Origin of the sequence: Mesorhizobium cantuariense (assembly GCF_042647205.1) — a bacterium.
Lineage (GTDB): Bacteria > Pseudomonadota > Alphaproteobacteria > Rhizobiales > Rhizobiaceae > Mesorhizobium > Mesorhizobium cantuariense.
This window is the reverse complement of the sequence record NZ_JBHRVD010000001.1, coordinates 6,334,748-6,346,657: the sequence shown is the minus strand read 5'-3', so window position 1 is coordinate 6,346,657 and position 11,910 is coordinate 6,334,748. Positions and strand designations below refer to the sequence as shown.

The following is an 11,910-nucleotide window of genomic DNA, read 5'->3' as shown; positions in this document are numbered from 1 at the left end:
CGGGACCTCACCATATCGACTCCAGGGAATGCGATAAAATTCCCTGATGACAGACCGGAAACCAGAAGGAGTGACGTGATGAAGACGTCGAATCCGGCCTGGATCGTCCCGGCATATTGAGGCTGCCGATGTGCCTCCCTTTGCCGGAACGCCAAGGCGAAGGAGGTGCCAGATGGCACACAAATTTTCGTTTCGATGGATCAGGATAGCTGCGATCGGCGCTGCGCTGGCGCTGTCGACGCTATCCGCGCAGGCGCAATTTATCTGCGGCGGCCACAGTGATCTTGTCGCGGGACTGGCGCAGGCCTTTCAACAGAAGCAGATTGGCTACGGTGTGATCGGGCAAGCTGCCATCGTCGAGATCTATGTTTCGGCAAGCGGGACATGGACCATGCTGGTAACCGACGTGCAGGGCCAAAGCTGCATCTTTGCGACCGGTGACGGATGGGAGAATACCGCCACCGTCACCGCGACGGCGCAAGGGATCTGAACCGCCCGCTCAGCGCGTTGCCGCCACCTCGGCGTGGCCGCGCAGCAGCGACATCAGGCGCTTGGCGTCCTTGGCCGCGGCCTCCTCGTCGCCGTCGAGGATCGAGCGGATCAGCGCGACATGGTGCTCGGCGGATTCGGCAAGGCCGGTGTCGGCCTTGTAGCGGAACCAGAAGCGGCGGCTGTGGGTCTGCAAGGGCGCGGCCAGGCGGGCGGCGAACGGGTTGTCGGCGGCCAGCGCCAAGGCTTCGTCGAGTGCCTTGTCGGCCTGGATGAAGGCAAGCACGTTGCCCGAGATCACCGCCTTCTGCATGGCGAGCGCTGCTTCGTGAAACAGGTCGGCGGCCTCGCGGGTGACGAAGCGGGCGGCCGAGCGGGCCAGCACCACCTCGACGCCCCGGCGCGCGTCGAGCACGCGCAGCCAGTCTCCGGGATGGAGCGGCGCGATCGCGATGCCGGCGCGCGGCCTGATGTCAAGCAGCCCTTCCCAGGCCAACCGCTGGATCGCCTCGCGCACCGGTGTCCTGCCAAGCCCGAGCCTGTCGATCAGGGCGCCCTCGGTGACGAAGCTTGCCGGAGCCAGTTCGAGCGTGACGATCATGTGCTCGAGCACATGGTAGGCCCTTGTCGCGGCGGGCTCGGTTGGGATGCTTGCTTCCATGGATATCAAACGCACTCTCCTGATATATCTTGAATATATCATAACGGAATCCGCATTGACAGGCAGTTTCTTAACAGATATATGGCTGATATATCAGATGGAGCAATGATCATGTGGACCGGAGTTTTTCCTGCCGTCACGACCAAATTCACCGCGGATGATCGTCTCGATCATGCCGAGATGGAGCGCTGCTTTAACCTGCAGATGGAGGCCGGCTGCGACGGCATCATCGTCTGCGGATCGCTCGGCGAAGGGCCGATGCTGTCGCCCGACGAGAAGCTCGAAGTGCTGAAGACCGCGCAGAAGGTCGCCGGCAAGAAGCCCGTACTGCTGACCGTAAACGAGGCCGGCACGCGTGAAGCTGCCAGCATCGCCCGGCGCGCCGCCAAGGAAGGCGCCAACGGCCTGATGGTGGTACCGAGCCCGATCTACCACACCAATGCGGAAGAGACGGTCGCGGCCCTGCGCGCCGTCGCCGAAGCCGGCGACCTGCCGGTCATGATCTACTCCAACCGGCTCGCCTACCGGGTCGACGTCACCGTCGACCAGATGGAGGAGTTGGCGTCGGACAAGCGCTTTGTCGCGATCAAGGAATCCTCGGACGACATCCGCCGTTCGACCGAGATCATCAATCGTTTCGGCGACCGCTATGATTTGTTCACCGGCGTCGACAATCTCGCTTTCGAGGCGCTGTCGGTCGGCGCCATCGGCTGGGTGGCCGGACTGGTCACCGCGTTTCCGCGGGAGACCGTCGCCATCTACCAGCTGATGAAGCAGGGCCGCCGCGAGGAGGCGCTCGCCATCTACCGCTGGTTCCGGCCGCTGCTCGATCTCGATGTCTCGACCTATCTGGTACAAAACATCAAGCTTGCCGAAGTGTTCGCGATCGACACAAATGACCGCGTGCGCATGCCGCGCCAGCCGCTGTCGGGCGAGCGCCGCAAGGCCGTCGAGAAGATCGTCAAGGATGCGCTCGCGGTGCGGCCGAAGCTGCCGCAATTCTGAGGAAGGTTATATGCCGCATCGGATCCATCTCAAGCGCGTCGAAAGCGATGGGGATTGGGCGGCATATCACCATATTCGCAAGCGCGTTCTTTGGGAGGACCGGGGTTTGGATGGCTATGACGAACGGCATCCCGACGACCGTCTTGCGGGCAATCATCCATTGCTCCTCATACGCGACGGCGTGCCGGTAGGGACCGCGAGGCTGGACGTTGCCGGTCCGGGCCTCGGCATTGTCAGGCTTGTTGCCATCGAACCGGATCTGCAGCGGCGTGGCCTCGGCCGGATTCTTATGCAGGAAGTCGAGACCTACGCAGACCGCCTTGGCTTGGAGCAGCTTGAAGTCAATGCCGCCAAGGAGGCAGAAGGGTTTTATCAAACCCTTGGTTGGGCGGTCGCCCAGTCCGACCGGAAAAACCCTCTGATGACAAAAGCCCTCAGCTCTGGAGACATCCGGTCGTGACGGCGCCAACCGAGACATTGGACATCGCCATCATCGGTGGCGGCATCATTGGCATCTGCGCCGCCGCCTCTCTCGCCGAGGCCGGACGCAAGGTCACGATCTTCGATCGCACGGGCATCTGCGAGGAGACGAGCTCGGGCAATGCCGCTGCCTTTGCCTTTTCCGATGTGCTGCCGCTGGCCCACAAAGGCATGATGCGGCAATTGCCGAAATGGCTGGCCGATCCGCTCGGACCGCTCAGCATCCCGCCCGCTTATCTGCCGAAGCTTCTGCCCTGGCTGATCCGCTTTTGGCGCGCCGGTGCGCCGCGAAAATACGAGGCGAGCCTTGCCGCTCAAGCCGGCATGATGAAGCTCGCCGAAGCGGAATGGATGGGCTTGCTCGATCGTTCCGGCACGCGGTCGATGCTGCGCGAGGACGGTTCACTGGAGCTCTACGAAAGTGAAGCCGAGTTTCGGGCCGGGCTGCCCGGCTGGGCGGCGCGTGAACGTTTCGGCATCGGCTTTCGCCATGTCGAAGGCGAGGAACTGGCTGCCTTGCAGCCGGGGCTGTCGCCGCGCTTCGTCAAGGGCACGTTCGTGCCGGGATGGAAGACGGTCGCCGACCCAAAACTGCTCGGCAAGGCGGTATGGGCCTATGCAGAGGGGCTGGGTGCCCGCTTTGAAAAAGCTCGGATTGAGCGCGTCACGACGGATCGGGACGGAGCGACGCTGATGCTTGCCGACGGCACGACCAGGCAAGCTCGACACCTCGTCGTCGCCGCCGGCGCCTGGTCGCATCTGCTGGCCAGGCAACTCGGCGATCGCATTCCGCTGGAAACCGAGCGCGGTTACAACACGACACTGCCGACGACCGCCTTCGACGTGAAGCGGCAGTTGATCTTCTCCGGCCATGGCTTCGTCATCACGCCGCTCGAAACGGGCCTGCGCGTCGGCGGCGCCGTCGAACTCGGTGGCATCGAGCGGCCGCCCAACTATAACAGGTCGAAGGCGCTGCTGCAGAAGGCACAGAAATTCCTGCCGGGGCTCGATCCCTCGGGCGGGCGCGAATGGATGGGGTTCCGTCCCTCGTTGCCGGATTCAGTGCCCGTCATCGGTCATGCACCGGGAAGCAGATCGGTGGTCTATGCCTTCGGCCATGGCCATCTCGGCCTGACCCAGGCGGCAGCCACCGGACGGTTGATCCGCGAGCTCGTCCTGGGGCAGACTCCGCCGATCGATCTGGCCCCCTTCAGCCCACAACGATTTTGATTTTTCGGGTTTGATTTTTCGAGGAGCGTCATGGCCAAGAAATCCTTCTTCTGCATAGACGGCCACACCTGCGGCAATCCGGTGCGGCTGGTCGCCGGCGGCGGCCCGCTGCTGCAGGGCTCGACGATGATGGAGCGGCGCGCACATTTTCTGGCCGAGTATGACTGGATCCGAACCGGGCTGATGTTCGAGCCGCGCGGCCATGACGTGATGTCCGGCTCGATCCTCTATCCGCCGACGCGCGAGGATTGCGACATCGCCATCCTGTTCATCGAAACCTCCGGCTGTCTGCCGATGTGCGGTCACGGCACGATCGGTACGGTGACGATGGCCATCGAGCATGGGTTGATCAAGCCGAAGACGCCGGGCGTGCTCAGGCTCGACACGCCCGCCGGCCTGGTCATCGCCGAATACAAACAGGTCGGCGACTATGTCGAAGAGGTGCGTATCACCAATGTGCCGTCCTTCCTCTACGCCGAGGGCTTAACGGTCGAGTGCCCGCAGCTCGGCGAAATCACCGTCGATGTCGCCTATGGCGGCAACTTCTACGCCATCGTCGAACCGCAGGAGAACTATCGCGACATGGCCGACTATTCGGCGGGCGACTTCATTGCCTGGAGCCCGGTGGTGCGGCAGCGGCTCAACGAGAAATATTCCTTCGTGCATCCCGAGAACCCAGGCATCAACCGGCTGTCGCACATGCTGTGGACCGGTGCGGCGACCAATCCTGAGGCCGACGCCCGCAATGCCGTGTTCTACGGCGACAAGGCGATCGACCGCTCACCCTGCGGCACCGGCACCTCGGCGCGCATGGCGCAGCTTCATGCCAAGGGCAAGCTCAAGGCCGGCGACAATTTCGTCCATGAATCGATCATCGGTTCGCTGTTCAAGGGCAAGGTCGAAAAGGACGTTACCGTCGCCGGCAAACCGGCCATCATTCCCTCGATCGGCGGCTGGGCGCGGATGACCGGATTGAACACCATCTTCATCGACGACCGCGATCCGTTCGCGCATGGTTTTGTGGTCAAGTGAAGGGCAACCTGACCCAAGGGAAAGAAACGGAACGAAAAACGGACCGTGTCAGTAACGCAACGATTCCTCTCATCACCTAATTTTGACGACGATTTCTTCGAAATGGGGTGCATGATGTGATCGAATCGTCAAAGACATTGCGTTATGCCAATGGTAGGGTCCGCGATAGTCCAGGGGCCGGATGGGGAAAAACGGGCAATCGGGCGGCGTGTCGGCAAAACACGCAAGACGATTGAAAAATGACGTTGCAATCCGGGCTCGAAACTTTACGACTAGGGGAAATACGAAAAGGAATGCGTCTGCATGGGCGACATTCCAGGGGAGCCATGTACACATGCAGTATTTTGTCCAGCAGCTTATCAACGGGCTGACGCTGGGATCGATCTATGGGCTGATCGCGATCGGCTACACGATGGTCTACGGCATCATCGGCATGATCAACTTCGCCCATGGCGATATCTTCATGGTGGGTGCCTTCACGGCGCTGATCGTCTTCCTCGCACTTGGCGCGCTGTTCTATTCGGTGCCGGTGGTGGTGGCGCTGCTGGTCATGATGATCGTGGCGATGCTGCTCACGAGCCTCTACAACTGGACGATCGAGAAGGTCGCCTACCGGCCGCTGCGCGGTTCGTTCCGGCTGGCCCCGCTGATCACCGCGATCGGCATGTCGATCGCGCTGTCGAATTTCGTCCAGGTAACGCAGGGGCCGCGCAACAAGCCGATCCCGCCGATGGTCAGCCAAGTCTACAACATCAACGGTATCAGCGTGTCGCTGAAGCAGATCATCATCGTCGTCGTCACGGCGCTGCTGCTGGCGCTGTTCTGGTATCTGGTCAACAGGACTTCGCTTGGGCGGGCGCAACGGGCCTGTGAGCAGGATCGCAAGATGGCGGCGCTGCTCGGCATCGATGTCGATCGCACCATCTCGATCACCTTCATCATGGGTGCGGCCCTTGCCGCCGTCGCCGGTACGCTGTTCCTGATGTATTACGGCGTCATTGCCTTCTCGGACGGCTTCACGCCTGGTGTGAAAGCCTTCACGGCGGCGGTGCTGGGCGGCATCGGTTCGCTGCCGGGTGCGGTGCTCGGCGGGCTGATGATCGGCTTCATCGAGAGCATGTGGTCGGCCTATTTCTCGATCGATTACAAGGACGTCGCGGCGTTCTCGATCCTGGCGATCGTGCTGATCTTCCTGCCTTCCGGCATATTGGGCCGGCCAGAAGTCGAAAAGGTCTGAGACCATGGCCGTCACCGTATCTCCGGAGCGCGACAGCGTCGCCACCCCCGTGCAGCGCGCCACGCGCGAGGCACTTTATGCCGGCGCCATATCGTTCGGCCTGTTCGTGCTGTTCATCGGCCTGAAGACGGGTCAGAATATTTCCAATGAACTGGTCCTGACGACGCGCTGGGGCCTGCTTGCCGCCGTGGTGATCGCCACGGCTGTCGGGCGGTTTCTTTATGTCGCTTATGGCCAGCCCTTTCTGGCCAACCAGAAGATCACCGACGTCGCCACCGGCCTGCTGCCGGCCAGCGTGGCGTCACGCTTCTTCCAGTTGCCGGCCTTCATCGTGGCCATCATCGCCGCGGTGCTACTGCTCGTGTTCAACAACTCTCTCGCCGGATGGGTGGGAGCTGAGCCGGCCGGCTATCTGCAATTCCTGCGCGCCCTGGCGATCATCTATGTGCTGGCTTGCGTGATCTATTATTTCAGGGCGTTCATCCATGCCAACTTCACCAAACTCGGCATTGCCGCGCTGGTGCTGTACCCGATCCTCGTGGTCGCGATGCTGTCGCTGAACGCCTGGTCCATAACCGGCGGGCTGCAGGGTTCGCTGAAATGGGTCGACAATTTCGGCATCCAGATCCTGATCTATGTGATGCTGGCCTGGGGCCTGAACATCGTCGTCGGCCTCGCCGGCCTGCTCGATCTCGGCTACGTCGCCTTTTATGCAATTGGCGCCTATGCGTATGCGTTGCTCGGCACCCAATACGGCCTGTCGTTCTGGATCCTACTGCCGGCAGCGGGTGCCATGGCCGCCTTCTGGGGTGTGCTGCTCGGCTTCCCGGTGCTGCGCCTGCGCGGCGACTATCTGGCGATCGTCACGCTGGCTTTCGGCGAGATCATCCGCCTGGTGCTGATCAACTGGCGCGAGGTCACCAACGGGTCGGCCGGTATCTCCGGCATTCCCAAGGTCAGCTTCTTCGGCTTGATGTCGTTCAACGTGTCAGACCCGAACTACATCGCCAAGGTGTTGGGCATCGCCCAGTCGGGCGCGTATTACAAGATTTTCCTCTATTACCTGATCCTGGGCCTGTGCTTGCTCACCGCCTTCGTCACCATCCGGCTGCGGCGCCTGCCGGTCGGCCGCGCATGGGAAGCGCTGCGCGAGGACGAGATCGCCTGCCGGTCTCTGGGCATCAACACGACGACAACCAAGCTCACGGCTTTCGCCACAGGCGCCATGTTCGGTGGCTTCGCCGGCTCCTTCTTCGCCGCGCGGCAAGGCTTCGTCAGCCCGGAATCCTTCGTCTTCCTGGAATCGGCCATTATCCTCGCCATCGTCGTGCTCGGCGGCATGGGCTCGCTGGTCGGCATAGCGGTTGCCGCAATGGTGATGATCGGTGGCACCGAGGCGCTGCGTGAACTCGACTTCCTCAAGCAGATCTTCGGGCCAGACTTCACCCCGGAACTCTACCGCATGCTGCTGTTCGGCATGGCCATGGTCATCGTCATGCTGTGGAAGCCGCGCGGCTTCGTCGGCAGTCGCGAACCAACCGCCTTCCTCAAGGTGCGAAGAGCTGTCTCTGGCTCCTTCACTAAGGAAGGACACGGCTGATGAATGCGAGCACGATTCAGGGGACCAATCCGGGCATGAACGACGCCATCCTGCAGGTCGACCACCTGTCGATGAAGTTCGGCGGCCTGGTCGCCATCGGCGACCTGTCCTTCACCGCCAGGCGCGGCGAGATCACCGCGCTGATCGGACCCAACGGTGCCGGCAAGACCACCGTGTTCAACTGTATTACCGGCTTCTACAAGCCGTCGGAAGGCATGATCACGCTCAACCGCAACGACGGCTCGACCTATTTGCTCGAACGTCTGCCCAACCATGAGATCCCGGCGCGCGCCAAAGTGGCGCGCACCTTCCAGAACATCCGCCTGTTCTCGGGCATGACGCTCCTGGAGAACCTTTTGGTTGCGCAGCACAACAAGCTGATGAAGGCATCGGGCTATACGATCCTTGGCCTGTTCGGCTTCAGCAGCTACCGCAAGGCCTCGGCCGAATCGGTCGAGCTTGCCAAGCACTGGCTGGAGAAGGCCGATCTTGTCGACCGTGCCGACGATCCGGCTGGCGACCTGCCCTATGGTGCGCAGCGCCGCCTCGAGATCGCCCGCGCCATGTGCACGGGTCCGGAGCTTCTGTGCCTGGACGAGCCGGCGGCCGGTCTCAATCCTAAGGAATCGGCGGCGCTCAACGAACTGCTGATCGACATCAAGAGCACCACGGGCACCTCGATCCTGTTGATCGAACATGACATGTCGGTGGTCATGCAGATATCCGACCATGTCGTGGTGCTGGAATATGGTCGCAAGATCTCGGACGGCAGTCCGCAATCGGTGCGCACCGATCCGCGCGTCATAGCCGCGTATCTCGGCGTCGACGACGAGGAAGTGGAGTCGGTCCTCACCGAAGTCGGCGACGAAGACGTCATCGAACAGCTCGATACAGGGCCGGATGCCGCGCACGGCCCGGGAACATCGTCGTCGTATCTCGCCGGGCCGGTAACCGACACGGTCGGCCACAGTTCGGGCGAGCGGGTCACGGTGGCCAAGGGCGCCTCGAAGGCCGGCCAGGTCGATGCAAGGTCGCTCGCGGCGGCAAACAAGGCGGCCACGCTGGCTGCGGTACCGGCGGCGACCCCGGCTCCGGCGGCGAAGGCAAAGCCTGCTCCGAAAGCCGCATCAAAGGCGGCCACCGGGACGGCGGTGAAGTCGACCGCGACTTCCACCCCGGCAGCCAAGGCTCCGGCAGCGAAGGCCGGGGGAATCTCCAACCGGTTGGCGGCGCCTCGCGGCGGCAAGGCCGACAACCTGACCCGCATCAAGGGCATCGGTACGGTCAACGAGAAGAAGCTCAACGATCACGGCATCTTCCACTTCGACCAGATCGGCGCCTGGAAAAAGGCCGACGTCGACGCCGCCGAAGCCTATCTCGCCTTTGACGGACGCATTGCGCGCGAGGAGTGGGTCAAGCAGGCCAAGCTGCTCGGCCAGGGCAAGGACACGAAATTCTCGCGCCGTGTCGATGCGGGCAAGGTGGCGACCAGCCATGCTTCCGGAAAGAGTAAGACCGCTGCCAAGCCTGTGGCGGGCAAGCGTGGAGGGGGCAAGTGATGGCCGCGACAACGCTGCTCGATATCAAGGGCGTGCAGACCTATTACGGCAACATCCGGGCGCTTAACGGCGTCGACGTCTCGGTGAAAGAAGGTGAGATCGTGGCGCTGATCGGCGCCAACGGCGCCGGCAAGTCGACGCTGATGATGACCATCTTTGGCGCGCCTCGGGCTCGGGCCGGCACCATCACCTTTGCCGGCACCGACATCACCCAGATGCCGACGCATGAGATCGCGCGCATGCGCATCGCCCAGTCGCCCGAAGGCCGACGCATCTTCCCGCGCATGACGGTGATGGAAAACCTGCAAATGGGCGCCAGCCTCGACAACCTCAAGCACTATGACGAGGACGTCGAGAAGGTGTTCACGCTGTTTCCGCGGCTGAAGGAGCGCATCGCCCAGCGCGGCGGCACGCTGTCGGGCGGCGAGCAGCAGATGTTGTCGATCGGACGTGCGCTGATGGCGCGGCCGAAGCTGCTTTTGCTCGACGAGCCATCGCTGGGTCTCGCGCCGCTGATCGTCAAGCAGATCTTTGACGCCATCCGCGAATTGAACCGTACGCAGGGGTTGACCGTGTTCCTGGTAGAGCAGAACGCCTTCGGTGCGCTCAAGCTCGCCACGCGCGGCTATGTCATGGTCAACGGCAATGTGACGATGAGCGGCACCGGCAAGGAACTGCTCGCCAATCCGGAAGTGCGCGCCGCCTATCTCGAAGGCGGACATCACTGAGTTTGGAGCGGAATGTGTGCATGCGGTATTCCGCTCCAAGTTGTTTGTTGTCGCATGATCTTTGTCCGAAAAGTCTGCAACTTTTCGGGATCGTGCTAAGGAGACTTCACCATGCAGGGCATTCTCTACGAGGAGCCGTCGATCTGGCAGTTTTTCTTCGTCACCTGTCTGCTCGGCGGCTGGGCGGCGTGGATGACGGGCAAGGCCAGCGCCCAGACATGGCGCAGCTTCATCCATCTGTTCGCCTATATGCTGGGCCTCGGCATCGGCATCCGCTTCATCCATCACGCGCTGTTCGGCGGGACGATGTTCTCGCTGCACTACTACATCGTCGACACCCTCGTGCTGATGATCCTCGGCTTCGTCGGCTATCAATACACGCGCACCAACCAGATGGTGACACAATATAATTGGCTCTACGAAAGAGCTTCAATCTTGAGCTGGAAACCGAAAGGTTGACGTTCATCATTAACGCCGCCTCGGAATTGAATCGGCGTGACAAGTGCCTGAAAATCGGCAAACTATGCTTTCTGCGATAAGGGTGGGCATCGCATGAAAGCTTCATCCACGCCCACTCCGTTAATGGGAGCGTTTAAATGAAAAAGTCACTTTTGTCCGCCGTCGCCCTGACCGCGCTTGTCGCGTTCGGCGGTGCCGCGTGGGCTGACGTCCTGGTCGGCGTCGCCGGCCCGATCACCGGTCCGAACGCCGCCTTCGGCGCACAGCTTCAGAAGGGTGCGGAAGCGGCTGTCGCCGACATCAATGCCAAGGGCGGCGTCAACGGCGAGCAGATCAAGCTCGAAGTCGGCGACGACGTCTCCGATCCGAAGCAGGGCATCTCGGTCGCCAACAAGTTCGTCGGCGACGGCGTCAAGTTCGTGGTCGGCCACTTCAACTCGGGCGTCTCGATCCCGGCATCGGAAGTCTATGCGGAAAACGGCATCGTCGAGATCACCCCGGCCGCCACCAACCCGAAGTTCACCGAGCGCGGCCTGTGGAACGTGTTCCGCACCTGCGGACGCGATGACCAGCAGGGTATCATTGCCGGCGCGTATCTCGCCGCGAACTTCAAGGACGCCAAGATCGCAGTCGTTCACGACAAGACCACCTACGGCCAGGGCCTTGCCGACGAAACCAAGAAGGCGATGAACGCCAAGGGCGTGACGGAAGTCATGTATGAAGGCATTAATGTCGGCGACAAGGACTTCTCGGCGCTGATCGCCAAGATGAAGGAAGCCGGCGTTTCCATCATCTATTGGGGCGGCCTGCACACCGAAGCCGGCCTGATCATCCGTCAGGCGGCCGACCAGGGCCTCAAGGCGACGCTGGTTTCCGGCGATGGCATCGTGTCGAACGAGCTGGCTTCGATCGCGGGCGACGCGGTTGCGGGCACGCTCAACACGTTCGGCCCAGATCCGCGCCTGATCCCCGCCAACAAGGAACTCGTCGAGAAGTTCCGCGCGCAGGGCTTCGAGCCGGAAGCCTATACGCTCTACGCTTACGCTGCCGTGCAGGCGATCGTGGAAGCAGCGACCGCTGCCAAGTCGAACGACCCGCAGGCAGTTGCCAAGGCGCTGCATGAAAACGGCCCGTTCAAGACCGTGCTCGGCGACCTGTCCTATGACGCCAAGGGCGACCCGACGCTGCCCGGCTACGTCATGTACGAATGGAAGAAGGGCGACGACGGCAAGTACACCTACATCCAGAAGATGTAAGCTCGTCAGTCTCCAGACTTTACGGATGCCCGGCGCCTCGCGCCGGGCATTTTTCTTTTTAAGCCGCCTTCACTTTCAGAGGGCCGGCCACCGATACACTTAGGCGTTTTAGCCGGGAAATGATCGTGCGTACCGGCGATGCCAGCACTTTCCTTGCGCGTTCAAGTGGATGCG

General features: G+C 62.1%; 11 protein-coding genes and 1 pseudogene. 11 read left to right on the top strand and 1 reads right to left on the bottom strand.

The annotated features are described in order from the left end of the window. Window positions 1–172: 172 nt before the first annotated feature. Window positions 173–490: a hypothetical protein gene (locus tag ACFOJ9_RS31020; RefSeq protein ID WP_378984762.1), complete on the top strand. Its 318-nt coding sequence runs from the start codon at window positions 173–175 to the stop codon at window positions 488–490. A 9-nt stretch (window positions 491–499) separates the two neighbouring features. On the opposite strand, the gene ACFOJ9_RS31015 is transcribed toward ACFOJ9_RS31020, so the two are convergent. Next, a complete protein-coding gene (locus ACFOJ9_RS31015; protein WP_378984760.1) occupies window positions 500–1,150 on the bottom strand; it encodes a GntR family transcriptional regulator in 651 nt (216 codons plus the stop codon). 111 nt (window positions 1,151–1,261) lie between these two features. Between ACFOJ9_RS31015 and ACFOJ9_RS31010 the strand changes: the two genes are divergently transcribed. From ACFOJ9_RS31010 to ACFOJ9_RS30965, 10 genes and pseudogenes are all read left to right on the top strand, one after another. After that, window positions 1,262–2,155 (top strand): dihydrodipicolinate synthase family protein, encoded by an 894-nt coding sequence (locus tag ACFOJ9_RS31010; RefSeq protein WP_378984758.1) that lies wholly within the window; start codon window positions 1,262–1,264, stop codon window positions 2,153–2,155. Window positions 2,156–2,165: 10 nt separating this feature from the next. After that, window positions 2,166–2,615 carry a GNAT family N-acetyltransferase gene (locus ACFOJ9_RS31005; protein ID WP_378984756.1) on the top strand — a complete coding sequence of 150 codons (450 nt, stop codon included), beginning with the start codon at window positions 2,166–2,168 and terminating at the stop codon, window positions 2,613–2,615. Then, on the top strand, window positions 2,612–3,865 hold the full coding sequence (locus ACFOJ9_RS31000; protein ID WP_378984754.1) for an NAD(P)/FAD-dependent oxidoreductase: 1,254 nt from the start codon (window positions 2,612–2,614) through the stop codon (window positions 3,863–3,865). The genes ACFOJ9_RS31005 and ACFOJ9_RS31000 overlap by 4 nt, the downstream gene beginning before the upstream one ends. A gap of 30 nt (window positions 3,866–3,895) precedes the next feature. Further along, window positions 3,896–4,897 (top strand): 4-hydroxyproline epimerase, encoded by a 1,002-nt coding sequence (locus ACFOJ9_RS30995; RefSeq protein ID WP_378984752.1) that lies wholly within the window; start codon window positions 3,896–3,898, stop codon window positions 4,895–4,897. Window positions 4,898–5,231: 334 nt separating this feature from the next. Then, a complete protein-coding gene (locus ACFOJ9_RS30990; protein WP_378984750.1) occupies window positions 5,232–6,134 on the top strand; it encodes a branched-chain amino acid ABC transporter permease in 903 nt (300 codons plus the stop codon). A 97-nt stretch (window positions 6,135–6,231) separates the two neighbouring features. Then, window positions 6,232–7,734 (top strand): annotated as a pseudogene (livM, locus tag ACFOJ9_RS30985) (high-affinity branched-chain amino acid ABC transporter permease LivM); the annotation flags it as partial. Continuing rightward, window positions 7,734–9,293, top strand: coding sequence for an ATP-binding cassette domain-containing protein (locus ACFOJ9_RS30980; RefSeq protein WP_378984746.1), 1,560 nt, complete (start codon window positions 7,734–7,736; stop codon window positions 9,291–9,293). The pseudogene livM and the gene ACFOJ9_RS30980, both read left to right, overlap by 1 nt. Next, window positions 9,293–10,021, top strand: coding sequence for an ABC transporter ATP-binding protein (locus ACFOJ9_RS30975; protein ID WP_378984744.1), 729 nt, complete (start codon window positions 9,293–9,295; stop codon window positions 10,019–10,021). Before ACFOJ9_RS30980 ends, ACFOJ9_RS30975 begins: the two co-directional genes overlap by 1 nt. Window positions 10,022–10,132: 111 nt before the next feature. Next, the gene (locus ACFOJ9_RS30970; protein ID WP_378984742.1) at window positions 10,133–10,480 is read left to right on the top strand and encodes a DUF6867 family protein; all 348 of its coding nucleotides are present in this window, start codon (window positions 10,133–10,135) and stop codon (window positions 10,478–10,480) included. A 137-nt stretch (window positions 10,481–10,617) separates the two neighbouring features. Beyond that, window positions 10,618–11,736 (top strand): branched-chain amino acid ABC transporter substrate-binding protein, encoded by a 1,119-nt coding sequence (locus ACFOJ9_RS30965; RefSeq protein ID WP_378984740.1) that lies wholly within the window; start codon window positions 10,618–10,620, stop codon window positions 11,734–11,736. Window positions 11,737–11,910 lie beyond the last annotated feature (174 nt).